The sequence below is a fragment of the Streptomyces sp. NPDC001717 genome (assembly GCF_042892775.1).
Classification (GTDB): Bacteria; Actinomycetota; Actinomycetes; order Streptomycetales; family Streptomycetaceae; genus Streptomyces.
The window spans coordinates 1-23290 of record NZ_JBIAUK010000040.1 but is presented as its reverse complement, the minus strand read 5'-3'; the positions used below and the strand labels follow the sequence as shown (position 1 = coordinate 23290).

Annotated in this window: 23 protein-coding genes and 3 pseudogenes; 15 read left to right on the top strand and 11 right to left on the bottom strand. The window is 69.3% G+C overall.

The genetic code is table 11. The features are described 5' to 3' along the window. Positions 1 to 170 precede the first annotated feature (170 nt). The 4 genes and pseudogenes from ACFYZL_RS36435 to ACFYZL_RS36420 form a co-directional block, all read left to right on the top strand. Positions 171 to 809: pseudogene (locus ACFYZL_RS36435) on the top strand (transposase family protein); the annotation flags it as partial. Next, a pseudogene (locus ACFYZL_RS36430) lies at positions 745 to 1158 on the top strand (hypothetical protein); the annotation flags it as partial. The pseudogenes ACFYZL_RS36435 and ACFYZL_RS36430, both read left to right, overlap by 65 nt. 243 nt (positions 1159 to 1401) lie before the next feature. Next, complete coding sequence (locus ACFYZL_RS36425) at positions 1402 to 1776, top strand: transposase (protein WP_388685161.1); 375 nt, start codon at positions 1402 to 1404, stop codon at positions 1774 to 1776. A gap of 255 nt (positions 1777 to 2031) precedes the next feature. Beyond that, positions 2032 to 2319, top strand: coding sequence for a hypothetical protein (locus ACFYZL_RS36420; protein ID WP_388685063.1), 288 nt, complete (start codon positions 2032 to 2034; stop codon positions 2317 to 2319). Between the two features lie 270 nt (positions 2320 to 2589). Here the strand turns inward: ACFYZL_RS36420 and ACFYZL_RS36415 are convergent, their stop codons facing one another. Next, the gene (locus ACFYZL_RS36415) at positions 2590 to 3420 is read right to left on the bottom strand and encodes a hypothetical protein (protein WP_388685061.1); all 831 of its coding nucleotides are present in this window, start codon (positions 3418 to 3420) and stop codon (positions 2590 to 2592) included. A gap of 797 nt (positions 3421 to 4217) precedes the next feature. On the opposite strand from ACFYZL_RS36415, the gene ACFYZL_RS36410 reads away from it, so the two are divergent. From ACFYZL_RS36410 to ACFYZL_RS36400, 3 genes are all read left to right on the top strand, one after another. Continuing rightward, positions 4218 to 4622: a hypothetical protein gene (locus ACFYZL_RS36410; protein WP_388685059.1), complete on the top strand. Its 405-nt coding sequence runs from the start codon at positions 4218 to 4220 to the stop codon at positions 4620 to 4622. Positions 4623 to 4808: 186 nt separating this feature from the next. Beyond that, a complete protein-coding gene (locus ACFYZL_RS36405; protein WP_388685056.1) occupies positions 4809 to 5138 on the top strand; it encodes a plasmid stabilization protein in 330 nt (109 codons plus the stop codon). 389 nt (positions 5139 to 5527) lie between these two features. Further along, the gene (locus tag ACFYZL_RS36400; RefSeq protein ID WP_388685053.1) at positions 5528 to 5659 is read left to right on the top strand and encodes a hypothetical protein; all 132 of its coding nucleotides are present in this window, start codon (positions 5528 to 5530) and stop codon (positions 5657 to 5659) included. Positions 5660 to 6107: 448 nt separating this feature from the next. On the opposite strand, the gene ACFYZL_RS36395 is transcribed toward ACFYZL_RS36400, so the two are convergent. Continuing rightward, positions 6108 to 6440: an STAS domain-containing protein gene (locus tag ACFYZL_RS36395; RefSeq protein WP_388685051.1), complete on the bottom strand. Its 333-nt coding sequence runs from the start codon at positions 6438 to 6440 to the stop codon at positions 6108 to 6110. Positions 6441 to 6716: 276 nt separating this feature from the next. Continuing rightward, positions 6717 to 8237, bottom strand: a complete 1521-nt coding sequence (locus ACFYZL_RS36390; protein ID WP_388685049.1) for an RICIN domain-containing protein — start codon at positions 8235 to 8237, stop codon at positions 6717 to 6719. 980 nt (positions 8238 to 9217) lie between these two features. On the opposite strand from ACFYZL_RS36390, the gene ACFYZL_RS36385 reads away from it, so the two are divergent. Then, a complete protein-coding gene (locus ACFYZL_RS36385) occupies positions 9218 to 10273 on the top strand; it encodes a hypothetical protein (RefSeq protein WP_388685047.1) in 1056 nt (351 codons plus the stop codon). A gap of 84 nt (positions 10274 to 10357) precedes the next feature. On the opposite strand, the gene ACFYZL_RS36380 is transcribed toward ACFYZL_RS36385, so the two are convergent. The 5 genes from ACFYZL_RS36380 to ACFYZL_RS36360 all read right to left on the bottom strand — a co-directional run bounded on the left by ACFYZL_RS36380 (position 10358) and on the right by ACFYZL_RS36360 (position 15596). After that, positions 10358 to 11854, bottom strand: coding sequence for a hypothetical protein (locus ACFYZL_RS36380; RefSeq protein WP_388685045.1), 1497 nt, complete (start codon positions 11852 to 11854; stop codon positions 10358 to 10360). A 117-nt stretch (positions 11855 to 11971) separates the two neighbouring features. Continuing rightward, positions 11972 to 13360 (bottom strand): cytochrome P450, encoded by a 1389-nt coding sequence (locus ACFYZL_RS36375; RefSeq protein WP_388685042.1) that lies wholly within the window; start codon positions 13358 to 13360, stop codon positions 11972 to 11974. 175 nt (positions 13361 to 13535) lie between these two features. Then, positions 13536 to 14612 carry a polyprenyl synthetase family protein gene (locus tag ACFYZL_RS36370; protein WP_388685040.1) on the bottom strand — a complete coding sequence of 359 codons (1077 nt, stop codon included), beginning with the start codon at positions 14610 to 14612 and terminating at the stop codon, positions 13536 to 13538. A 370-nt stretch (positions 14613 to 14982) separates the two neighbouring features. Beyond that, positions 14983 to 15294 carry a hypothetical protein gene (locus ACFYZL_RS36365; RefSeq protein ID WP_388685038.1) on the bottom strand — a complete coding sequence of 104 codons (312 nt, stop codon included), beginning with the start codon at positions 15292 to 15294 and terminating at the stop codon, positions 14983 to 14985. Then, positions 15291 to 15596, bottom strand: a complete 306-nt coding sequence (locus ACFYZL_RS36360) for a hypothetical protein (protein WP_388685035.1) — start codon at positions 15594 to 15596, stop codon at positions 15291 to 15293. The genes ACFYZL_RS36365 and ACFYZL_RS36360 overlap by 4 nt, the downstream gene beginning before the upstream one ends. Before the next feature lie 100 nt (positions 15597 to 15696). Between ACFYZL_RS36360 and ACFYZL_RS36355 the strand changes: the two genes are divergently transcribed. Together ACFYZL_RS36355 and ACFYZL_RS36350 are read left to right on the top strand one after the other, a co-directional pair. Then, entirely contained in the window at positions 15697 to 16323 is a 627-nt protein-coding gene (locus ACFYZL_RS36355; RefSeq protein WP_388685032.1) for a hypothetical protein, read from the top strand. 91 nt (positions 16324 to 16414) lie between these two features. After that, positions 16415 to 16759 (top strand): hypothetical protein, encoded by a 345-nt coding sequence (locus ACFYZL_RS36350; protein WP_388685029.1) that lies wholly within the window; start codon positions 16415 to 16417, stop codon positions 16757 to 16759. Positions 16760 to 16774: 15 nt separating this feature from the next. Here the strand turns inward: ACFYZL_RS36350 and ACFYZL_RS36345 are convergent, their stop codons facing one another. Then, positions 16775 to 16918: a hypothetical protein gene (locus ACFYZL_RS36345; protein ID WP_388685026.1), complete on the bottom strand. Its 144-nt coding sequence runs from the start codon at positions 16916 to 16918 to the stop codon at positions 16775 to 16777. A gap of 55 nt (positions 16919 to 16973) precedes the next feature. Beyond that, positions 16974 to 17378 (bottom strand): annotated as a pseudogene (locus tag ACFYZL_RS36340) (XRE family transcriptional regulator); the annotation flags it as partial. 85 nt (positions 17379 to 17463) lie between these two features. On the opposite strand from ACFYZL_RS36340, the gene ACFYZL_RS36335 reads away from it, so the two are divergent. Further along, positions 17464 to 17775 carry a S8 family serine peptidase gene (locus ACFYZL_RS36335; protein WP_388685024.1) on the top strand — a complete coding sequence of 104 codons (312 nt, stop codon included), beginning with the start codon at positions 17464 to 17466 and terminating at the stop codon, positions 17773 to 17775. Between the two features lie 381 nt (positions 17776 to 18156). Next, positions 18157 to 18594 carry a VOC family protein gene (locus ACFYZL_RS36330; RefSeq protein ID WP_388685022.1) on the top strand — a complete coding sequence of 146 codons (438 nt, stop codon included), beginning with the start codon at positions 18157 to 18159 and terminating at the stop codon, positions 18592 to 18594. A gap of 48 nt (positions 18595 to 18642) precedes the next feature. Here ACFYZL_RS36330 and ACFYZL_RS36325 read toward each other — a convergent pair whose 3' ends face one another. Further along, positions 18643 to 19833 (bottom strand): IS110 family transposase, encoded by a 1191-nt coding sequence (locus ACFYZL_RS36325; protein WP_388685020.1) that lies wholly within the window; start codon positions 19831 to 19833, stop codon positions 18643 to 18645. A gap of 361 nt (positions 19834 to 20194) precedes the next feature. Here ACFYZL_RS36325 and ACFYZL_RS36320 point away from each other — a divergent pair, with 361 nt between their 5' ends. From ACFYZL_RS36320 to ACFYZL_RS36310, 3 genes are all read left to right on the top strand, one after another. Then, entirely contained in the window at positions 20195 to 20407 is a 213-nt protein-coding gene (locus ACFYZL_RS36320) for a cold-shock protein (protein ID WP_388685017.1), read from the top strand. A 251-nt stretch (positions 20408 to 20658) separates the two neighbouring features. Continuing rightward, positions 20659 to 21729, top strand: coding sequence for an RCC1 domain-containing protein (locus ACFYZL_RS36315; protein WP_388685014.1), 1071 nt, complete (start codon positions 20659 to 20661; stop codon positions 21727 to 21729). Positions 21730 to 22282: 553 nt separating this feature from the next. Next, positions 22283 to 22864: a hypothetical protein gene (locus tag ACFYZL_RS36310; RefSeq protein ID WP_388685012.1), complete on the top strand. Its 582-nt coding sequence runs from the start codon at positions 22283 to 22285 to the stop codon at positions 22862 to 22864. Positions 22865 to 23290 lie beyond the last annotated feature (426 nt).

Genomic DNA, 23290 nt, shown 5'->3' with positions numbered 1-23290 from the left:
GTTCTCGGTTCTGGCACAGATCTTGGGGAGTCGTCGCCGAGCGTTACCTCGATGTTCGATTGCGAGGAGACGGGATCGCGTGAGACCGCGTACGCCTTGCCGTCCGGCGACCAGAATTGACGCTCCCTCAGGTGTTGGCCGGACGCTGCTGAGGTCGGTCGTGGACGGTGATGGTGCTGGTCATGCACACCGATGCACCGTTCTGGGACTTACTGGTGTTCGACGGGATTGACGATGTGGATGTCGAGGCGGTTACCGCCGCTTTCGGTGCAGTCGAGGTGGTGGCGAGAGGCCGCGCGGCCGGGGCCGCGTGTCCGGACTGCGGCCGGTTCTCGGACCGAGTCCACGACCGTTACCAGCGCAGGCTGAAGGATCTACCGCTCGCTGAGCAGGGCTTTGTGATCCGGCTGACGGTTCGGCGTTTCATCTGCGGGGCGGCGGACTGCCCGCGTCGGACGTTCGCCGAGCCGTTCTCTCGGCTGGCCGCCCCGCACGCACGGTTCACCACGCGGCTCAATCACGCCCTGGAACGAGTGGGGCTCGCGCTGGCCGGGCGGGCTGGCGCTCGGCTGGCTGCCCAGCTGGGCTTCGGTGCGGGACGGATGACCTTGTTGCGCAGGGTCATGGCATTGCCCGATCCACGGTTCAGCACGCCGCGGGTGCTGGGCGTGGACGACTTCGCAATCCGTCGTGGCCAGACCTACTCCACCGTCTTGACCAGCGTCGAAGACCATCGCGTGGTCGATGGGCTCCCGACCCGTGAAGCCGGGCCACTGGCCACCTGGCTGGTCCGACACCCAGGTGTGGAGATTATCTGCCGGGACCGGGCCGGTTCCTACGCCGAGGGTGCCCGGGCGCGGTGCCCCCGATGCTCTGCAGGTCGCCGACCGGTTCCATCTGTGGCAGGGCCTCGGCCGCGCCGTGGAGACCTGCGTCGCCGCCCATCGCGACTGCCTGCGCAGTCCTTCACCCAGCGGCATATTGGCGGAAGCCGCCCGAACGGCTGCCGGCCGGCCGCAGGGCGACTCGGCTCCCGTCGGCCGACGGGCCGAGAGGAAGAAGGCAGCACATGCCTTGGTCCACGAGCTCCTTGCCCAGGGGTACTCACGCCGGGCCATCGCCAGGCACCTGGGCTGGGGCCTCAACACCGTGCTCCGGTACGCGAACGCCGCACACTGGCAGGACACCTTCCGCGATAACCGGCCTCGACCCAGCAGGCTGGACCCCTACAAGCCCTACCTGGAGCGACGCTTCGCAGAGGGATGCACCAGCGTCACCCGACTGCACGGCGAGCTGGTTGCCGAACACGCCCCAGTCACCTACGGCATGGTCCGCGCGCACATTGCCACCTTGCGCGGGGCTCCATCCGGGGCACCGTCCCGGCCGCCGACGGTGCGGCAGGTGACTGGCTGGATCACCCGTCATCCCGCGACCCTGAACGAGGAAGACCGGGCCGGCCTGAAGGAGGTCCTAGCCCGCTGCCCCGAACTGGACACGGCCGCCGGACACGTCCGCGACTTCGGCGAGATACTCACCGACCGCCTCGGCTCCACACTCCCCACCTGGATCGACGCAGTCGACGCAAGCCAGCTACCTGGCCTCACAGGCTTCGCACTCCACCTGCTCCGAGATCTCGACGCCGTGACCGCCGGGCTCACTCTCGACTGGAGCTCCGGCAGCATCGAGGGAGCCGTCAACCGCATCAAGAAGATCAAGCGGCAGCTCTACGGCCGAGCCGGATTCGAACTGCTCCGCAAGATGATCCTGCTCCAGTGACATCCGAGACGCCCCAAGACCTGCACAGAACCGAGAAGTAGGAACATTTGCCGCGGGTGTGTGAACCGGGAGTCCATCCGGGTGCCCAGCCGTGGCAGGATGGCCTCATGTTGATCCGAAAGGGCGATGCCGCGTAGGCGCCCCAAGGCCGTCCGCGCAGAGCGGTGGCGGCCACGATGGCAGTATCCGGTCCTGAGGGTCCACGGTGTCTCCGCGCGAACTCGTGCAGCGATCCGCCGGGTCGAAGACCAGGAGATGTGGCCCAACGCGGTTGCTCATGCGCTCTATCGCTTCGAGTGGGCCTTCAAGCAACCTGGCCGCTACCTGAACGCCTCCGAGGTCTGCTCGCCTGGGATAGAGGTGGAAGACGCTCGTGACGATCTGGAGCGGGCGATGCTGCACCTTCCTCCTGGAGCCAAACGGGACTTGGGTCGACTGATCACGCGCATTGATGAGGAATTCGAACGCCGCACCTTACCGGAGCCCAACTACATCGAGTGGGAAATGGACGGCTGGTGGTGGACCAGGATGCGTGAACGCTGACGGACCCGGCCTCGTGCCCCTTCCCTCCAATCGAACGACACCGTTACCCTCCGCGACCGCTCCCCAAGATCTGTGCCAGAACCGAGTTCCGAGAACGTTTGTCGCTCAGCGGCGAGAGCGCACCGTGCCCCGGGAAAGTGATGTTGCCGAGTTATGGAAGCGCCTGGGTGCTTGCTTCGGTGCGGTCGTTGTGCCCGGCATGACGAGAGCGGGGCAGGCCATGAGTTACAGGAGTCAGGCTCGATCACGTACCTGGATGTTCGTTGCCCCTCAGACGTTGCGGCCCATGAGGATCATCAGGTAGATGAGGCTTATGGTCGCGCCCCACAGGAGCAGGGACGAGAGCGTGACCAGCACGCGCACGACGACGGGGTAGACGCCGACATTCGTGCCGGGGTCGTCCGGGTGGTAGCTGATCTCGATCTCGCTCGCGTATGCCTGCCGAGAGTAATTGTGGGATGCGCCGCTCTGGTCCGTGTACTGGTACGTCCCTGACTTGCCGAAGGGGCTGGTGCGCACCGCCGTCACCGTGATCCCATACCGGGGCAGGCGCCACATCTGGTAGCCCCGCTCCATCGTGACTGCACTCACGACGTTGAAGAGCAGCGCCACGATCCCCATCAGGACCGAGAGAACGAGCGCTCCCGGCTCTCCTCGTATGACGACCAACACGCTCATGGCGATGAGCGCCCCGAGACCCGGGCCGAGGGCGACCACGGCCCACGCCAGGCCCTTGGCCTTCTCGCCGGCGCTGACGGGAGTACGAGGGGTGCGCAGAGAGCGCGTGGTGACGAGTGCGGCGCCGTCAAAGGACGAGTCGGACACCGGCACCTCGGCCAGGGCCGCGTCCAGAGCTGTGGCAAACATGCTCGCAGCCGCCGCGCTGACGCCCTCGACCCGGTGGATCACGGGCGGGGCACCCTCCGGTGCGCGCAGCTCGACTGTGACGGACTGGTCGTCCGCCAGGACAGCCCGGACGGCCTCCAGGGGGATCCGTGTCTCCTCGTCCCCGCGGCGCAGCGTCAGGGCCCCGTCATCGTGACGGAGTGCGGCTCCGCCGCGGCCGCGCAGGATGGGAGTAGAGGACGGTGTGGTCGGCATGGGCATGATCGTAAAGTGTGATCACTAGCCGGTGAAGTCCGCAATTCCTGCGCGGATCCGTAGGCATGCGTCAGCTCACGCCACCGTACGTGGCTCAGGCCGCTGAGGATCGCCCCCACCGTGTACTCCAGATCCTGCTACCCACCCCCAGCGAGCCTCCGCATCCACGGACCAGCCTCCGCCCGGGAGGCCGGCGCGAAACGCCACAAGGTGCTCTCAGATCTCGCCAACATTTCAAGCATCCAGAGCCAGCTGGTGCTCGTCCCGCTCAACTACAAACGCTCTCCGTTCTCGCCTACGGAGCCAACACCGCCAGGCGACGACGGCGATGCCCTGGTCGGCCACGCCGAGCCCGCCCGCGCAGCTGCTCCACGTCCACCGTCCCTGCAGGGCTGCGGCAGGGATGGGCGGGATGACGAGCACGACGGCGGTCAGGCGCGGCCTGCAGTTCGATTCCCCGCCTTGCGCGCTCGGTGATGTCGTCGGGGCGCCTGGTCTTGTCGCAGACGGGGCAGGTGGAGTAGTTCGCCTGCGCATGCCGGGTGGGGGTGGTGGGATCGGCGGGGTGAAGGATCCCTTTGGCTGTGACGAGCCGGCTCTCCTGGCGTGTTCCGGGACCGCGGACCGGGCGGCGGCGCGCCGTGCTGTTGCCGCACGCGCGGTCGACGCACGGGATCTGGCGTTGCTGCTGGACATACTCGGCCTGCTGCCCGACGCCGGCCCGGTCTCGTCCCGCCCGCCGGAGTGGAAGGCCGACCCGCATGGGGTACTCAGGCCACGAGCGGAGTGAGGACTTGGTGAACAGCCCGATCGGCCTTTCGGAAGGCTGCCGTGACGCGTTGCACCACCTGCGGGAGACGCGGGAGATCAACACCGTGATCCTTCGTTTCGCCGACACGCCGGGTGTGCTGGTGGTGGAGGTGGAGGGCAATCTGACCCACGAGGAGCTGGTCGCGGCCCTGCCCGCCGGCCAGGCGCGTCTGGTCGTCCACGAGCTGTCCTTCGCCACTCCGGAAGGCGCACGCAGGCGCGAGCAGCTGCTGGTCCTCTGGATGCCGGCCGACGCCGGCGCGCAGGAAGAGGAGGCCTACACCGCCGGCTACAACGCCCTGAAGGAGTACCTCCCCGACGTGCACGTCCACCTCACGGCCAGACGGGCAGGCCAGCTGGAGTACCGAAGACTCGTCGCGCTCGCCGGCTGAACGCCGGGCGGTCGAGCCGGACTGCTCCGTGGCACGCTCGGTGTCCGGGCCGCGGCACCCGGCGGTCGACGAAGCCGAGTGGGCAGACCCGGCGGATCCCCTCATCTGGGCCCGGCGGAGGTGCGTGGCACTCGGCCTGCGCTCAGCATGACGGTGACCCGACACCATCAAGAGAGGGGATGTGTCATGCCCAGAGGTTCCAGCGCGAAGCGTGAGCGCCAGTACGAGCACATCAAGGAGTCCGGTGAACAGCGCGGCATGTCCGAGGGCCGTGCCAAGGAGATGGCTTCCCGCACGGTGAACAAGGAACGTGCCCGTTCGGGGGAGAGCAAGACGGCCGGCCGCAGTTCCACGCAGGGCAAGTCCGCCGCGCAGCGGGGCGGTGAGAAGTCGGGCAGTGGCGGCGGTTCGTCGGAGCGCACGAAGGACGAGCTGTATCAGGAGGCGAAGAAGCGCAACATCGAAGGCCGGTCGACGATGACGAAGCAGCAGCTCAAGAACGCCCTCGGCCACTGACCGCCCACCTCCCCGACCTCCTGGACCTGGGCTCACCGCAGGCACGCCCTGGCATCGAGGACCGTCACGGTCCGGCTCCGGTGGAGGCCGCGGTCACGCCGGCTGCCGAAGCCAAGGGAAGTGCCGTGCTCGTGATGGTGGCACCGGGCGGGTGAAGCCGGAGCCGTACGCGGCCGTGTGCGGGTGCCTGCCCGCGATGGCGGCCGCAGGATGAGCGGAAACAGCCCCCTCGTCTGCAGGAGCTCATCCGCCATGCTCGAACGCAAGCTGCTCAAGGACCGTGCTCAGGTCACCTTCGTGCTGCCCGCCGATATTCCGCCCGGCCCGGTCAGCGTCGTCGGTGACTTCAACGGCTGGAAGCCCACACCCTTGAGCCCCGCGGTGACGGAATGCGCGCGGTCACGGTCGGCCTGTCGGCCAAGCGCGTGCACTCCTTCCGCTACCTGGCGGAGGGCGACTACTGGTTCAACGAGGACCACGCCGACGGCCACGACGGCGCCAACAGCCTCCTGCACACCTGATCCGACATCCCGGGCACGGACCCACCCGAGCGGCCGGCTCGTACCCAGTTTTCACCGGCCGGGGCACTGACTCCGGCCGATCGGGTTCGGTGCCGGAGCGGGCGGGCAGCCGGACGTCGCCGAAGCGAGGGGTGCTCGGGTTCTGGTGACCTGCTGTTGCCTCAGACAGTGCCGCTGCGGTGGCAGGCACTGTGACCGGCGTCGGGTGACGGCGTGCGTAGCGGGGCCCGGCCGGGGTGGCTTCTCGACCGGCCGGGCCCCGCGTGCGTGGACCTCTCGTCGCCCTGCCACCGTGACACGGGCACGCCCGTACCGCCGGATGTCGCAGGCCTGACGACGTAATCGCGCTGCGCGCTGTCCCCGCCCGGCCCTGCGGCCCTGTGGTGCCGGAGCACCGCGGCGGCGCTCACGCGGTCTCCGTTCTTCCGGTGGCCGGGGTGCCCGAGGTTCAGGTGCCGGTGATCGTGAACAGCGTGTCGGCGCCGGTGATGTCCAGCAGGCGCAGGACCTGGCGTTGCGGGGCGCGCAGGATGAGCTGCTTGCCGTGTTCCTGCGCGGTGTGCCGGGCCTGGAGGAGGGCGTTGAGGCCGGCGGAGTCGCAGAAGAACAGGTCGGCCAGATCCACGATGATCTCGTCGGGGCCGCCGGGCCGGGTGATCGCGGTGTGCAAGGCATTGCGCAGCATCGGGGCCCGGTCGATGTCCATCTCACCGCCGACATGCACGACAAGCCGCCCGCAGTCGCCGGTCACCCTCACACCGTCGTCTTCTTGATCTCCCATGGCGCCCATGATGCGGCAGGCCGGGCGTGAGGAGCAGGCGAGAGACGGAGGCGTTGGCGTGATGTTGCGTCCCCGGTGGATGCCGCCGCAGGCCGCCGAGCAGGCCCCCGGTGTGGTCGATGATGCGGCACGCGCGCAGAAGGTTCGACGCTCACCGCGCCCTGCGAACTGCTCGTCGCTTCGCTCCCCTTCCCACCTCTCCCTTCAGCCTCGTACGGGCGAGAGACGAAAGTGTTACGTGGTCAGGGGCGAGGGATGCCCCTGACCACTGTTGCGTCACACGGGGAGCAGCTGCCACTGCCTGCTTCGGTGGTCGCCCTCCGCCTCGTGTTGCGTGATCGCTGCGCGGGCGTTGGTGTCGACTCGCAGGCGCAGGCCGCTGTTGCGGTTCACGATCTCGTACACCCGCGGGGTGTCGCTTTCGGAGCCCGCCGGGATCAGCTTCCACTGCTGGTGGTGGGCGTCGGCCCCCTCGTAGGGGCGTTGCACTGCCACCGCCCCCGCTTCCTGCGCTTTGACCTCCAGGGCCTTGCCGCTGCGCACGTTCTCGATCCTGTACAGGACGTCGCCGTTGTGCTGGCCGGCCGCGACCAGCCGCCACCGCTGGTGATCCCTGGGAACGGCGAGCAGCTGGTGGATCTCGGCCCCGTCCGCGGTGGACTCGCGCGCGACTGCCATCCGCAGCCTGCTGCGGACGTTGGCCCAGGAGACCACCGTGCCCGATTCGGGCAGCCCGGCCATCGTCGGCGACGTGATCTTCCGGATCCGGTGGTTGCCGTGGTCGGCGATGTAGAGGGTGTCGACGCAGTCCACAGCAAGCCCCAGCGGATGGTTCAGCTGCGCCGAAGAGGCCGGGCCGCCGTCACCGTCGAAGGCCCCGGTACCGTTCCCCGCGACCGTGCTGATCTTCCCGTCGGCCGTGATCTTCCGGACGCGGTGGTTTCCAGAATCGGCGATGTAGAGGGCGCCAGTGCTGTCAGTCACCAGCCCATAAGGGCTGTTCAACTGGGCCGAGGAGGCGGGGCCGTCGTCACCGCTGAAGCCTGCGCTGCCGGTGCCGGCGACCGTGCTGATTTTCCCGTCGGCCGTGATCTTCCGGACGCGGTGGTTTCCAGAATCGGCGATGTAGAGGGCGCCAGTGCTGTCAGTCACCAGCCCATAAGGGCTGTTCAACTGGGCCGAGGAGGCGGGGCCGCCGTCACCGCTGAAGCCTGCGCTGCCGGTGCCGGCGACCGTGCTGATTTTCCCGTCGGCCGTGATCTTCCGGACGCGATGGTTTCCAGAATCGGCGATGTGGAGGGCGCCCGCGCCGTCCACCGCCACCGCGCACGGGTTGTGCAGCTGGGCCGCGTTCGCCGGGCCGCCGTCTCCCGCGAACCCCGCGGTGCCGTTCCCCGCGACCGTGCTGATCTTCCCGTCGGCCGTGATCTTCCGGATGCGGTGGTTTCCGTGGTCGGCGATGTAGAGGGCGCCCGCGCTGTCCACCGCCACTGCGTACGGGCTGTTCAGCGGGGCCGTAGAGGCGGGGCCGTCGTCACCGTCGAAGCCGGCGGTGCCGGTTCCGGCGACCGTGCTGATTCTCCCGTCGGTGGTGACCTTCCGGACCCGGTGGTTTTCGCCATCGGCGATGTAGAGGGTGCCCGTGCCGTCCATCGCCACCCCAAGCGGGCAGTTCAGCTCAGCAACAAGGGCGGGCTCGTTGTCCCCTTTAAGGCCCGCGACCCTGCTCCCCGCGAGCGTGCTGATCGGAGGGGCCAAGTGCTCGCCACCCGTGGTTGCTGCGTGGACAGTGCTCATCGTCAGCCTTTCCTGGTTCCCTGACCGCCAGATACAGAAGGTCATCGGTTGACTTCAGCAAGTCACAGGGGTGCCGCAGTTGGCAAGATCACTTCCGGGCGTTCCTTTGTGGAGCACGTTGACACCCAACCGGATTGTTAGTCGTCCCGGCCCACACCCGGACCTGATACTCCTCAACCGCGGCAGCGGCCCCGGGCTGGTGGGTCAAGCTCCCCCGCATTGGAACCCTGGCCCGGGGGGAAACGAAAGAAGGGGCCCCTGGGCGTGCTCTCCAGCTCGGACAGCTCGTCGCTCACCGTGGCCTTGAGGTGACGTTCACGGAACTCGCCGGTAGCGCCGATTACGGACGGCAGGTCTGATACTCCTGAACATGACCGGGTGTCGGAGCGTCGCTTGTGGGAGGGGATTTGGTCATGTTCGATCTTTTGCGCCCGACGACTCTCGTGTGTTCGTTCTGTCGTGCCACCGCTGTCGACGGGACGGCACAGACCCTGTGCGGCGAGGATCGGTTGGCGGTGACCTGGCACCGTGGGGACTGCCCTCACCTTGCGGCCGACCGGATCATCGCCGCGGACGAGACGTGACCGGCACGGGGAATCGGTGGGATACGACGTCCTTTGGCCGCGGACTGCCGGGCATGACAGGACCCCGCCGGCTGGGAAGGAATTGGGCCCCGCTCCATTCGGCTGACGAGTTCTCAACTGCACCCTGAGGGCCCATCGGCCTTCGGGGAGGGGACGCCTGCGGCCGCTGGCTGAGAGGGCGGGCGAGCCTGTCGGCAGGGGATGGTCGGTGGCGTGGTGTGCTGTGCGCGTGATTCTGGTGCGCCCGGTGTGTGCTCTGGTGTGGTGCCCCTGGCGCGGGTTCTGCTTGCTGCAGGCGTGGGCGTTCCGGGTTCGGGCCCGGAGCACGGCCGCGCCGGGTGCGTTCACGGTGCGGGCGGTTTCTGCGCCGCGCCTTACAACCGGCGAGGAGAGCAGATGGCCAGCGAGATAACCATCCCGAGGATCGACATCCCCTTCGCTCCCTCGCGGACGAATCCTCTGGAAGACGGGCTGTACCCCGCCACGCTGGAGTGGGCCCGACGCTTCGGCCTGGTGACCACCGACGCGGCCGCACTGCGCCTGCGGAGATACCAGATCGATGTGATGGTTTCCTACTACGCTCCCACCGTCAGTGACTGGCCCGCGCTGCGGCTGTTCACCGACTGGATGACCTGGGCGGCCCTGTTCGAGGACCAGATCGACGAAGCCACCGCCGGTCTGCGCCCCGACCTCCTGGCCCCGGTCCTGGACGACTTCCGCACCATCCTCCTGGACGAGACTGGCTCCCAGGTCCGGCCGAACCCGGCCACGGCCGCGTTGGCCGACCTATGGCGACGCACCGTAGATGTCAGCCCGCCGACGTGGCGCCGGCGCTTCTACGACCACATGTCCGAGGCGTTCCGCTGCCAGCTGCGGGCCTCGGTCCACCGGGCCACCGGAACACCCATGGACGTCGCCACGTGCATGGAGCTGCGCGGCAGGCTCGGCTGGGTCGCGTTCGCGCACGACCTTCAGCACCACACCCACCGCGTGTGGCTGCCCGACACCGTGTACTGCAGTACCGCCTATCAGCGCCTGCTGTGGAGCGCGGCCGACATCATCATGTGGACCAACGACCTCGTCAGCTACCCCAAGGAGGCGGCCGCCGGCGAGACGAGCAACCTCGCACTCGCCCTCCAGGCCCAGCACGGTCTCGCTCCCCAGCAGGCGGTCGACCACGTTCACAGCCTGATCACCGACAGGGTCCAGGTCTTCCTCGAGGCCGGCCGGGAACTCCCCGGTCTCCTCGGCTCACTGCACCTGTCCGACGAGGCCTGCTCGGTTGCCGAGCAGTGCATGGAACTCCTGCGCATGCTGGTCCGCGGGTCCCATGACTGGCACCTGAACTGCGAGCGCTACCGCCCGGACGGCGACGCCGCAGCGCAGGAGCCTGCTTTCGACGATCTCTTCGGCGTCGCCCACGACGACACCAAAGACCCGACAGCGCCGTAAGAACTGTGATGGGACGGCGGTCCCTGTACACAGGGTCTTCTCTGCTCGTCTCCGCCGATCCTGCCGGACCCGCCGGACCGAGTGTCAGTGACGTCCTTGGGTTGCTTGCTCAGTCAGGGCGAGGGCTGTGCGGTTCAGTACGGGTACGAGGGGGCGCAGGCAGTACAGCGTCTTGCCGAGCCACAGGGCGGCTTCCCGCGGTTGGTGGGTGGTGAGGTAGGTGTGGGCGCCGCCGAGAGCGTCGGTCGCCTTGGGGCCGTAGGCGTGAGCGTGGCTTCGGGTGGCGCCGGCCAGGCCGTGGACGGCGTAGCCGGTTTCCTCGGTGGTGGAGCCGTGCAGCCCCCATCCGCCGTCCGGGTTCTGCGTGGCCAGCAGGCTTTCGACAGCCTGCACGCAGAGCGGCGCCGCCAGCGGTTGGTCGATCCCCGCGGTGATCCTGGCCAGTTCACCGAGCGCGTAGAGCGGGGACAGATGCCATTTGCACAGCGTCCGGCCTTCGCTGAGCGCCTGGGTGAGCCAGCGCAGCACCTGGGTCAAACGGTCGTGGCGTCCCTCGAGGGCGAGCACGGCCGCCATGTGGATGTTGGTGGTGACCGACGGGTCGTGCTCGAACAGGAAGGTGCGATAGCAGCCCTGCGACGGGTCGTAGAGCACGTCGAGGCGGGAGGAGCCGGGCACCTTGCGGCCCGTGATCCGCGCGGCGAGCAGGGCGCAGGCCGTGCTGTCGCTGTCACCGGGGATGGTGACTCCTCCGTCCAGGGTGCTGACCGTACACAGCAGGCCGGACGGGTGGTGCAGATCCTCACAGAGCGCATCAAGCGCCGCCGCGTCCGGGGTCGGCGTTGAGCCCGCGGCGTCCTCGAACATGACCGTCCACGCGGTGGTGAAGTGGGGGACCCAGTCCAGGTAGCCGACCGGGACGGGGGAGGTGTTCAGGTAGTCACGCAGCCGTTCGATGCGCTCGGATGCCGCGTTCTTGTCCCGGCGTTGCGCTTCGAGGAGGAAGAGTGCCGACGCACCAGGGGCGTTGGATATGGATCCGTTGGGGGCCTGGAAGGCTTCCAGGAAGGCGCCGATATCGATTTCCTCGTCCCCGTAGACGCGTTCGGCGCAGTAGCCGGCGATAGACAGGTCCGGGTCGAGGAAGCGGTCCCAGGCTCGCATCCGCCGCCACTTGGCGCGTTCACGCTCGATGACGGCGCGTACGGGCTCGGGGTGGCGGGGTACCGGCCAGCCGCGGTCGGCGCAGAACCGGTCCAGGGCGTCCACGAGGCCGCCGAAGGTCAGGGTCTCCAGCACACCGGCGGGAGCCTGGGGGACCAGCGAGGCCAGCGCGGCCAGGGCGGGCTCGGCCAGGGAGCGCCGGCCCGCGTTGTGCAGGGCGAGGGCGGCGGCATAGGTCGACAGGTAGGCGTCGTACCAGTTGACGTGGGGCGGTGCTCCCCAAGTGGTGGGGGTGGTGCGGTGCTCGGTGAGCCATTGCAGGCATGCGGGCTGCTGCGGGCCGTCGACCAGAGCCACCGCGGCGACGTCGTACACCGAAGGAGACAACTCATCCGGTCGGGGCAGCGCACCTGTCACGATTCCTCCAGGATCCTGGGCGGTGGGGGGCTAGGGGTCCTCGGCCGTTCACAGACGGCGCAGGATCGCCGTCTGCGCCGGTCACCGGTTCCGCGGCCGAGGCGGGGCGCGGGGCGGTCACTGCTGCTGTTCTCGTGCCACCACGCTGGCTGTGCCGGTCGCTGTACGGGCGGTGGCGCGCATCCGCAGCCCGTGGGGGTTCACGAAGACGCCGAGCGCGGGGCGCACACGCATGCCGGGAAGGGGCTGAAAGCGCCAGCGGCCGGCGATGGTGGCCAGGGCGAGCACGCTCGCGTTGATGCCGAACCGGTCTCCGATGCACTTGCGGGCCCCGCCCCCGAAGGGGATGTACGCCTCGCGCCGTGGCGGCTGGGGGTTCTCGGGTGCCCACCGGTCGGGGTCGAAGCGGTCGGGGTCGGGATACAGGTCGCCTCGGTGGTGGAGGAGGTAGGGGCTGTAGGCGACGGTCGCCCCGGCGCGAATCTGGTGCCCGCCCAGACGGGTGTCGGTCATGCAGGTGCGGGTGACGACCCAGGCGGGAGGCCACAGGCGCAGCGTCTCGGTCACGATGCGGCCGGTCAGCTCCAGACGCGGCAGGTCCGCGTGGCCGGCCGGACGGCCGTCGAGGACGGCGTCGACCTCGGCGTGCAGCCGCGCCTCGATCCCGGGGTGCTGTCCCAGCAGGTGCAGCGCCCAGGCCAGAGTCGAGGCTGCGGTATCCGTGCCGCCGACGAAGAACGTGAGGATCTGGTCGATGATCTCGGCATCGCTCAGCATCTGTTCGGCGGGACCGGAGTCTGCGTCGCGGGTGGTCAGGAGCATCGACAGGAGATCACCATGGTCGGTGCCGGCGGCCCGGCGTTCGGTGACGAGGCGGCGCAGGGTGCGCGGCAGGCGGGCGCGTGCCTGCTGGTAGCGGCGGTTGCCGGGGGCGGGCAGCCGGTCCAGCCCAGGCGGTATTGCCATCCGCACCGAGAGTCCGCCGACCACGGTGTTGAGGTCGTTGACGGCTTGGGTGAGCACCTCGGGCGCCACGGTGGTGGAGAACAGGGTGTCGACTGTGATCCGGGCGGTGAGCTCCTGCATGACGGCGAGGACATCGAGGACTTGGCCGTCCTGCCATGCTCCGGCCGTCTCGGCGGCCCGGTCCGTGGCGGCTTGCGCGTAGCCGGGGAGCCGGGCGGGGTGGAAGGCCGGCTGGAGCAGGCGCCGCTGGCGGCGGTGGTCACCGTACGGACAGGTGGCCAGACCGTTGCCGAAGAACTCCCGGCTCCGGTCGAAGACCGGTCCGCCCTTGTCGAAGGTCCGGTCATCGCGCAGGACCTGGGAGACGAGGGCAGGGTCGCAGACCACGAGCGCCTGCAACGGGCCAAGACGGACCCGTACGAGGTCACCCTGCTCCGGCAGGCGGATGAGGAACCCGAAGGGGTCGCGTAGCAGCGGCACGAGGTGGCCCAGCAGCGGCAGCCCCCCGGCTGCTGTGGGGATCGGACTGCGGTTCTTCACGATGGCTCCCGGCGGCTGAACCTGTCGGCCGTTTCGTCACGCGGTGCAGATGAGTTCACGGCGGCTGAGGTGTCGGTGCGCCTTCGGACCAGGGACGGCGGTGCCGCCCGGCATGAAGGCTGATGGGGGAGAACGCGAGTCTCACGACGGGTGAGCTCAGGCGGCGGAAGCGGGTTCATGAAGTCCTGGCCGTCGCAATGTCGGTGAGCTGCCGCAGGCTCGCGGTGACGCCGGCCGGGAAAGGCGCCTTGTCCAGTACGCGAAACGCCTGCGCCCGCCGAGCGTTGATCATGCCCTCCACTTCGTCCCGGGCGCCGGTGTCGGTGAGCACTCCCCGGAGGCGGTCGGCCCCGGTTTCATCCAGGCCGGGATCACCGAGCAGGGTGTGCAGGATGTCCCGCTGCCGGGGCGTGGCGCGCCCAAGTGCCAGCGCGACCAGGACGGTGTGCTTGCCTTCGCGCAGATCATCCAGGGCAGGCTTCCCGGTCACGTGTGGACTGCCGAAGACGCCGAGGAGGTCATCGCGCAGCTGGAAAGCCTCGCCGACGGGCAGGGCATAGGCGCTCAGCGCCTCACGCACGCCGGATCCGGCGCCGGCCAGCGCGGCCCCCAGAAGCAACGGCCTCTCGACCGTGTACCGGGCCGTCTTGTACCGGGCGGTCCTCAGCGCCGCCTCCACGTCGCCGCTGGCCTGCCCGGTCGCGCACAGGTCGAGGTACTGCCCGTACATCAGCTCGGTCCGCATCGCATCGACCACCTCATGCGCGGCCGCGAGCTGCACGGGGGTCAGACCCGCGGTGTTGAGGAGCACATCCGACCAGACCAGCGCCAGGTCGCCCACAAGGATCGCCGCGTTGGTGCCGAGCCGCCCCGCATCCGGCCGGCCGGCGTGGTGGGCGGCGAGCGAGCGGTGCACGGTGAGGCGACCGCGGCGAAGAGCCGAATCGTCCATGACGTCGTCATGGATCAGGGCGAACGCGTGGAACATCTCCAGTGACGCCGCCGCCTGCACCACCGGCGCCGGCACCGGACCGTCGCCCGCGCTCTGCCAGCCGATGACACACAGCTGCGGCCGCAGCCGCTTGCCCCCGGCGAACAGGAAGGCGCGCAGGATCCCTGCGATCTCGGGGGGAAATCCCTGTGTGGCGGCACTCCGAGCCCTAGCGTCCATGAACGCGGCGAGGACGGCGTCGACCTGCCGGCCTATGGAATTGGGGGCAGCTGGCACTGTGGCGAGAGCGGGGGATTTCACGCGATACCCATGGGCGGACTCCGGTTCTCGGTTGGGACGGGGCTCGGTGCTCCCGAGAGCCTCCCGCCTGGCATGGACACAGAAACCGGGAGCCGTAGCCGGGAAGGAGCATCGGGGGCGCACGCAGCGCACGCGAAGCATGTACCTCTTGCGGCACACGCAAGCGGCCTATGCCGTGAAGTCAGCGCTCCGGCACGTGCATCTGTCCAGGACACCATGGCAACCGGCACCAAGATCGAAAAGTTAGGGCGGTGGTGGACCTGCCTCGCCCGGAGGTGGGTAATCGGTTTCTTGCATGCCCGGTACAGGCCGGCGCCTGACACGCGGCCGCTGGGCCGTGACGTCCGCGGCGGGCGCGATGGGCCTGTGCCTACTGCCAGAAGAGCTGCTCGATGGTGATCTGCGGGTCGGCGGTGCGATGGGTGAAGGTGTAGCGCAGCCATCCGTGGCCGCGGTCGAAGTACAGGATGTGGGCGCCGCGGGGGTCGGTGGAGCGGACCGGCTCGATGCTGACCTTTGTCGTGTCGAGGTGGTCGTCGCGGTAGGGGTGACGTGAGGTCTTCAGCTCCGTGACCGCGTCGATGACCAGATCCCGCACAGGCTCGGGCAGTGAATCGCGGTACTCGGCGGCCAGCTTGGTCCAGTCAGCGGCCCACGGCGGGCCGGTGAACTCTGCGCTCACTCGCCGGGCCCGAGGGACGCCACCCGGTGATGGATACGCGACGCCTCTTCCAACAGGTCCCTGGCCTTGTCCGGGTCCGCGCACTCCGCTGCCCGCTGTTCGAGATCACGCACGTGATGATCCAGGTCCGGATCCCGGGCCAGGGCATACTCGCCCCACCACCGTGCCAGGAACGCCGGCGCCGCACCGATGTCAAAAGTGTCGGCGACCCTCGCCCGCCAGTTGGCCTCGAAGTCGTCGAGCAGCTGCGGAGCATGCGCGGCGATCGCCGCACGCAGCGCGGGAATGCTGCGCTCGGGCATCGGGGGGACACCGTGGGAGGGCCCCGGGGCAGTGGTCATGAGCACTTCCTCTTCGCAGTAGACGACGCCCACGATAGTGCTCCCGCCCGGTCGAGAGCAGGTGAATGCCGCGCTGTGGCTGCTCGCCCACGACAAGATCACCCTTCCCGCCGGGGCGGGGGCGGCCTCGCTGCTGGTACGCGGCGACTTGGGCGCCACAGGCCGGTTCCGGCTCGATGCCCCGTGGCTGGGCCTCGCCGACGACATCGAGGGCACCGACCAGTTGTCGGGCTGGGTCGCCGACGACGTGGACGCCGACGCGCTGGCCGCCCTGGCGGCCGGTTATGTCGGGGCCACGCTGACCCGGCTCACCGCACCCGGCGCGGGCCCGCTCGCCGTGCTCGGCGACGTCAGGATGACCGACCGGTTCCGGTCCGGATCCGGGGCCTTGCGCATCACGCTGGAATGGCCGGCCCGCCTGCGCGGCACCACCACGAGGACCGGCCGCGGCGGCGTGGTCCGCCACGGCGTCCCGCAGGCCAGGACCGGCGAGGACTGCGTATGCGAGCGGCACGACTGCGGCGGCTTGGACCCGGTCCTGTGGTGCCCGAGCACGGGGACGAGATCGCCCCAGTGCTGGAGTGGCACGCGGGCGGCGGCCCGCGCTGCGCGCAGCTCACGCGCGGCAGGCCGTCAGCAGAGCGACCGGCTGCGGCCGCCGGGTGAGCGGTCGGTACAGGCCGCGTAGGTCTGCCGAGGAGGTTGCGGGCGGGGACGGGCGATCGGCTCCGCGTAGGCGTTCAATGTGACTTCCCGCCCGCCTCCTCGTTGAGTTGATCATGATCTCTCGCAAGCAGCATGCTCTCGCGTCGCTCCTCGGTATCGGCATCGTGCTGTCGGTGACCGGGACCGCCCACGCAGCCCCGAAACCCGACCTGCCCGTGCCCGAGGTCGGCGCAATCAAGGCCCTCGCCGGTAACAAGGGCCATCTGGTCGAAGGCCAGCTCGACAACCTGGTGTTCTCTGCGCGGTGCCTGGCCGCGATTCGGGAGAAGGGGGAGTCGTTGGGTCTGCCGGGAGCCGTGGCCAACGTCTTGCAGCCGCTGACCGCGCTCCTCGTTCCCAGCGACTGCGCTCCTGCGGACTGGGATGAGATTCCCGAGTACAAGGTGACTGCGCTCTGATCCGTCACCGGTCTGTCAGCGCATCATCGACGCGGTGGCGGCGCCGGGCGCTGCGGTGTCGGCCGGCCGGGGCAGGAGACTCCCGGGTATGGATGTGAAGTCGGTGGCGGGATCCGCTGCGTAGCACTCGCACAGGGCGTACCCGACTTCCTGTCTCACGGGGACGTCCATGGCGCATGTTGCGCGAGGACGGGAGCGGTGAGTCCGCTCCCGTTCAGGCGCGGATCTCGTTGACGAGCATGCGCAGGGTGAGGCTGTGCTTTTCGGGCGGCAGGGCGTCCATCGCGGCGGTGGCCTGCGCGACACCGCCCGCCCGGTCGCCGGAGCGGGCGAGCATCAGCCCCCGGTGGAGCTCGAGGTGGGTGGCGAAGCGGGGCAGGGTGGCGGGGAGTTCGGCGAGGGCCTGGTCCTGCGCGTCGGTGGCGGCTTTCTCGTCGCCGAGGCGGGCGAGGAGCAGAGAACGGAACACGTTGAGCCGCCACCACGGCACCGCGTAGTCCGAGGTCTGCTCGTACGAGCCGGCCGAGTCGAAGACCCGCCGCCCCCGCTCGTCGAGGTCGCGGGCGGTGGCGTGGTCGCCGCGGAGGGCAGCGGCGTGGGCCTTGCCGTAGATGGCGTTGCCCCGGTGACTGGGCGACCGCAGCCGCAACCGTGTCAGGCAGGCGTCGTTGATCTTGGCATCCGATCCGATGAGGAGAGCCCCCATGACTACCCGCCGCCTTCATTGCGCCATCGCGCTGGCAGGTTCCGCCGCCCTGCTCGCCGTCAGCACAGCTTCAGCGGCAGCCGACACTCCCGGCGGCCCCGGCGCAGTCACCCAGCAGCTTTCCAGCTGGGGTCCCGGACCCGAGCTGGAGATCAAGCCGGACCTCGGCGCCCCCGGCGGCCTCGTCTTTTCCACGTACCCGGTCGACCTCGGCATGTACGCCACGCTCTCGGGCACATCCATGGCAACCCCCTATATGGCAGGCGTCTCAGCCCTCTACCTGCAATCGAAGGGACATCGCGCTTCCTGAAACCCCTTCAGGGGCCACGGCGTCCGCCCACACGGCGACCGCGCAGCGCGTGATCCTCGATAGAGGTGAGTGACCCCCAAGGAGGAAGCGCGCGCCCGGGCGGTGACCGCCAGTGGACTGGGGAACGATGCGTCTCGCGAGGCCGGGGCCGCCGCCGGTAGGGGCGGCCCTGCCGACGCCGAGTTGAGCATCCAACTTGTTCATCCGGGCCAAGTGGCGCACTCAGTCACAGGAGGTTGTCCCGTGTCCTGTGTCAACGAACATTGATCAGTGCCATCGATTCCTAATGCCGTTCGTCAAGCCGCGGTGCACGCTTGAGGCAGCGGGCAGGAGGTGTCGGAGGTGCGCGGTACAGTCCGTTCATCCGACTGGGGAGGGCTCATGGGGACCGAGTGGAGCTTGACGATCGACTGCGCGTACCCGGGGAAGCTGGCCGCGTTCTGGGCGCTGGCGTTGGGCTACGAGGAGAAGCCCGCGCCCGCAGGGTTCGGGAGCTGGGAGGAGTGGTTCTCGCATCATGAGGTTCCGGAGGACGAGTGGGATGACGGGGCGTACCTCTCAGATCCGGACGGAGTAGGCCCCACCTTGTCCTTCCTGAAGGTGCCGGAGCCGAAGGCGGCGAAGAACCGGCTGCATATCGACGTCCAAGTTGGTGGCGGCCGTGAAACCCCGTGGGAGGTGCGCTGGCCGCGCGTGGTCGAGGCGGTGGAGCGGTTGACCGCTGCGGGCGCGACCGTGGTCCGCGAGGACGAGTTGCAGGGCAGGCCGGATCACGTGGTGATGGCAGACCCGGAAGGTAACGAGTTTTGCCTGGTCTGACGGGATCGGTCAGACCACCTGGCCGCGCGCAGCGTGTCGCGTCCCTTCCTATGCGGCAGCCCTTGCCGGCGGAGCTGGCTCGTAGCGCCGTCCGTCTCGCAGGAGGGCCCAGAGGACGTTGACGCGACGGCGAGCGAGAGCCAGGACGGCCTGGGTATGGCGCTTGCCTTCGGCACGTTTGCGATCGTAGAAGCGCCGGGATTCCTCGCAGTGGCGGATGCTGAACAACGCCGAGGTGTAGAAAACGCGTTGGAGGCGGCGGTTGTATCGCTGCGGGCGGCGCAGGTTCCCGCTCAGCTTCCCGGAATCGCGGGGCACCGGGGCGACGCCGCCGAAGCCAGCGAGGCGGTCGGCGGTGCCGAAGACAGTCATGTCACCGCCAGTGGCTGCGAGGAACTCGGCGCCGAGGATGATGCCCAGGCCGGGCATGCTGGTGATCACCTCGAAGGTGCGGTGGTCACGAAACCGGGCCTCGACGGCCTTGTCGAGCTCGGCGACCTGCTGGTTGAGGCTCATCACCTCCTTCGCCAGGGTGTGCACCAACGTGGCGGCCAGCTTCTCGCCGGGCAGGCTCGTGTGTTGCCGTTCGGCGGCCTGGACAGCGGTTTCGGCGAGCCGGTCGGGGCGGACGACGTGGCGGTTGCGCAGCCAGGTCTCCAGCCGCTTGACGCCGATCCGGCGGACGGCCGCAGGGGTCTGATAGCCGGTGATCAAGGTGAGCGGGCCGGTGTTGGTGAGGTCCAGGGCCCGCTCCAGGCCGGGGAAGATGCCGGTGAGTTGGGCACGGAGGCGGTTGACGGTGCGGGTGCGGTCGGCGACCAGGTCCATGCGGCGGCCGGTGAGGAGCTTGAGGTCGGTGACGGTCTCGTCGCCGGTGCGTAGGGGGTGCAGGTCCCGGCGGACGCGGACCTGGTCTGCGATGACGGCGGCGTCCTTGGCGTCGGTCTTGCCCTCGCCGCGGTAGCTCTCGGAGGCGCGGTGAATGGCCCGGCCGGAGATGTAGTGGAGCGGCTGGTCGTGGTTGACCAGGAGCGCGATGGCCAGGGAGGCCCCGCCGTCGGCCAGGTCGATGCCCCAGGTCACTTCGTCCCCCAGGGCCTGGACGTCGGCGAGGAGTTCGAGCAGTTCGGGTTCGTCGTTGGCGACGCGTCGAGACAGCAGCCGGCGGCCGCTCTCGTCGATCGCGACGCAGTGATGGTGGGCTTTGCCTGCGTCGATGCCGGCCCAGATCGCGGCCATGTGGTGCCTCCGTGCGGTGTGGTGCTGGTGCCTCCCACGGACGACCTCGCTGTCGATTCCCTACTTGGCGATCATTCGCAATTCCTAATTGGCAGCCGAGTCGTCGTGGGGCGCCGGGCGGCCAATCGATGGAAGCCACAAGCGGCAGAAGATTGAAAGCCACACCCGGCGCCCCTGGGTGGGTGAACCATACGAAGGGCTCACCGCCTCCCGCAGGACAACGTAGGGAAGTTTGACGAACACGAGTCTGTGTCGGCGGAGGTTGATCACGCTGGTCAGAATGCGCAAATCTGCCCGTGCCGGAGGGGCCGGGATGGTGTGATTGGTGTGGATCATTCCTTTTCAGAGATCGGCGGAACCCGTGAGCAACCGGCAACAAGGCACCGTGAAGACCTTCAACGACGAGAAGGGATACGGCTTCATCACCCCCGCGGACGGGGGTGATGACCTCTTCGTGCACTTCAAGGCCATCGAGGCCGACGGATTCAAGGCCCTCAAGGAGGGGCAGGCGGTGTCCTTCGTCGCCGAACGAGGTCAGAAGGGTATGCAGGCCGCACAGGTCCGTCCCGAGTAGCGCCCTTCGGCCGTGTGGTCGCGCCTGGGGTCCTCTCGGGCGCGACCACACGCACCGGCAGGCAGCCTCAGAGGTGCACTCAAACTTCGAAGGCACGCGATCAATTGAGCCAGGGGGCCGCATGTCGGCCAATCTCGCAGCCATTACGGAGCGTTTCTCAACCGGGACGGTGTGTGTCCTAAAGGGTGGGGGCACCGGTGCGTTGCAGAGGGTTCTGGAGCGCCGAATGAAGCGATTGAGGGAGTCGGGATATGGCTACGGATCCGTGGGTGCAGGCGTGGGGCGTCAACGCTGAAGGACAGCTCGGCAATGGTTCGACCGCAGCCCGGCAGCAGCCCGCAGCGGTCACGGGGCTCGCGCGGGCGGAGGTGAGGTCCTTGGTGGCCGGCGAGGGATTCGCTGTCGCACTGCTCGCCGACGGCACCGTCAAGTCCTGGGGTGCGAACGGGAAGGCGCAGCTCGGCAACGGCAGCACGGTCGCGCAGTCGCACCCGGCCGCGGTGGCGGGCCTGTCAGGGGTGACGCAGGTGGCGGCGGGCCGTGACCACGTGCTGGCCGTGGAGGGTGGCCGGGTCCTGGCGTGGGGCGACAACGCCCACGGCCAGCTCGGCACCGGCACGACCGGCGGCATCCAAAAGGCGCCCGTCCCCGTGGAGGGCCTGGACAAGGTGAAGGCCGTCGCGGCTGGCGAGGGATTCAGCCTGGCCCTGCGTCAGGACGGCACCCTGTGGGCCTGGGGCTGGGGCGCGAACGGCCGTCTCGGTCTGGGCGCCACCGCCGACCGCCCCACCCCGCAGCAGGTCCCGGACCTGACCGACATCGCTCAGATCGCCGCCGGCACCGCCCATGTCCTCGCCCTCACTGCCGACGGCATCGTCCAGGCATGGGGCCGGGGAGCGGAGGGTCAGCTCGGAGCGGACTCCGTCGACGACAGCGCCAAGCCTCTCGCCGTGGCCTCCCTGGACGATGTATCCAAGATCTTCGCCGGTGGTTCCTCATCCTTTGCGCTCCTGTATGACGGCAGCCTGGCCGGATGGGGCTCCAACACCCACGGCCAGATCGGCGACGGCACCACCACCGACCGCACCACCCCGGTCACCCTCGACACCCGCATGGGCGTGCAGTCCATCGCCAGCGGCACCACCCACACGATCGCCGCTCTCGACAACGGGTCCGTGATCGGCTGGGGCGCCAACACCAAGGCACAGCTCGGCGACGGCACCACCACCACGCCCCCCGCCACCGGCTCCGCCACCGCCCTGCCCGCCGACAGCGGCATCTCCCGCGTCACCGCCGCCGCAGACAGCAGCTACGCCTACTAGGCGGCGCGGGACTCGCAGCAAGCAGAGGGCCCGCGCCCATGGCGCGGGCCCTCTGCTTAATCTTCGATGGCGCGCACTCACCAGCCGCTGGCGTACCGGGGGGGCCGTACGGGACGGGTCACAGCGCCACGTGGGCGCGATAGACGCGCACGGTCCGCTCCGCGACGCACACCGCGCCGCCGCGCAGGATCATTGTGCGGCCCCGGGCGCTGCTCGGGGCTTGTAATAGCGCAGGGCGGACGAGGCGCAGCGAAGTATTGAGTGCGGGTTCAGGCCTTTTTCTGGGGCGTGGCCCAGGGTGCCACACGGTGCCCCGCGCCGCCCTCCGGGCCCTGGCGGGCCCTGCGGGCGAAATTGCCGGGCGCCCTTCGGGCGCGTTCACCGGCAATTTCGGTCCGCTGGCGCGGACCGCTTTTTGCCGGGCGCCTGCGGCGCCTTTTCCGGCAAAAAGTTGTTGGCCCTGCGCCTTCGGCGCGCACCGGGTCAAAAAGCGCGGGGCACCGCGCGGCCTCCTGGGACACGCCCCAGAAGCCTCTAGCGGAAGGCCGCCCCCATGACCATGCCCGTGCCCATGACGGTGCTCTACTGCTCGCAGTGCCCGGCCGGTTCCCCCTCCTCGTACCGGGCTGAGCCGACCCGGCTGTTCCGGTGTCTGGCGTGTGGGCACCTGCTCGATGTGCGGGACCTTGAGTTGGACCCTGAGGAGTCGTGGGCCGTCTCCCGGGACGGTCTGCTCGGCTACACCGTGGACGAGCCTGAGGCGGTCGCGTACGGCCTGGAGGGGGCCTTTGCGGCGGTGCACCGGGGCGCTGCCCTCGTCCTGGACGGGCTCACGCTGTCCGAGGCGGAGGCCCACGCGGTGACGCTCGCGGTGTGCGCGGTCCTGACCACTCTGGAGAACCCCGCCGCGACCCTCGACGACGTCACCCGGACCTGCCTTGAGTCTCCGGCCCCAGAGGTGGCGGCGCGCTTCGGATGGCGGGTCAAGCCTGCGGCTCCGGAGCACCGTTGCCCGGTGTGCGGGGGCGGGGTGATCCTCGCGAGTCGTGGTTGGGCTTCGTGCGCGAGCGCGGTTTGCTCGTGGGGTGACATGGCCTGCGAACTGCCGGGCGCGCTCCCGGGGTGGGAGCGGTGAGAGGCGGGCCGATAGGCCGGATAGGTGAAAGGGGCGGCGGATTCGCCGCCCCCCTTTTGTATGCCTAATGGGGGTTGATGGACAGCCCTGCGGGCTGGCCCGCCCCTCAAGTGCCCTTCGGGCACGGGCGGGCGAAAGGCGCTGCCCTTCGGGCAGGTCGCTTCGCTCCCGGGCCCCTTTGAAGGCGCTTCGCGCCGGGGGCCCGCCCCTGCGGGGCGAAGGAAGTAACCCGGCCTTGGGCCGGGCTGGGTGGGCCCGCCGCGGCTCCATGCCATACACGCCGGGGTGCTCGGCGCGGCTTCTGGCGTAGTCGCTCACTCGAATGGCTTGGTGTGCTGGAGAGGGTAGAAAGCGCGTGGCAAGGTGAATCGATGGGTTTAATCGGCTTCGAGTGAAACGAGTCTTCCCGATGTCTCATGGATTTCC

Excerpts from the sequence above, each read along its gene's own strand:
- ACFYZL_RS36420 (WP_388685063.1), top strand. The coding sequence starts at position 2,032 with ATGTGGCCCAACGCGGTTGCTCATGCGCTCTATCGCTTCGAGTGGGCC.
- ACFYZL_RS36415 (WP_388685061.1), bottom strand. The coding sequence starts at position 3,420 with ATGCCGACCACACCGTCCTCTACTCCCATCCTGCGCGGCCGCGGCGGA.
- ACFYZL_RS36405 (WP_388685056.1), top strand. The coding sequence starts at position 4,809 with ATGCCCAGAGGTTCCAGCGCGAAGCGTGAGCGCCAGTACGAGCACATC.
- ACFYZL_RS36400 (WP_388685053.1), top strand. The coding sequence starts at position 5,528 with ATGCGCGCGGTCACGGTCGGCCTGTCGGCCAAGCGCGTGCACTCCTTC.
- ACFYZL_RS36395 (WP_388685051.1), bottom strand. The coding sequence starts at position 6,440 with ATGGGAGATCAAGAAGACGACGGTGTGAGGGTGACCGGCGACTGCGGG.
- ACFYZL_RS36390 (WP_388685049.1), bottom strand. The coding sequence starts at position 8,237 with ATGAGCACTGTCCACGCAGCAACCACGGGTGGCGAGCACTTGGCCCCT.
- ACFYZL_RS36385 (WP_388685047.1), top strand. The coding sequence starts at position 9,218 with ATGGCCAGCGAGATAACCATCCCGAGGATCGACATCCCCTTCGCTCCC.
- ACFYZL_RS36360 (WP_388685035.1), bottom strand. The coding sequence starts at position 15,596 with ATGCCCGAGCGCAGCATTCCCGCGCTGCGTGCGGCGATCGCCGCGCAT.
- ACFYZL_RS36350 (WP_388685029.1), top strand. The coding sequence starts at position 16,415 with ATGATCTCTCGCAAGCAGCATGCTCTCGCGTCGCTCCTCGGTATCGGC.
- ACFYZL_RS36335 (WP_388685024.1), top strand. The coding sequence starts at position 17,464 with ATGACTACCCGCCGCCTTCATTGCGCCATCGCGCTGGCAGGTTCCGCC.
- ACFYZL_RS36330 (WP_388685022.1), top strand. The coding sequence starts at position 18,157 with ATGGGGACCGAGTGGAGCTTGACGATCGACTGCGCGTACCCGGGGAAG.
- ACFYZL_RS36325 (WP_388685020.1), bottom strand. The coding sequence starts at position 19,833 with ATGGCCGCGATCTGGGCCGGCATCGACGCAGGCAAAGCCCACCATCAC.
- ACFYZL_RS36315 (WP_388685014.1), top strand. The coding sequence starts at position 20,659 with ATGGCTACGGATCCGTGGGTGCAGGCGTGGGGCGTCAACGCTGAAGGA.
- ACFYZL_RS36310 (WP_388685012.1), top strand. The coding sequence starts at position 22,283 with ATGACCATGCCCGTGCCCATGACGGTGCTCTACTGCTCGCAGTGCCCG.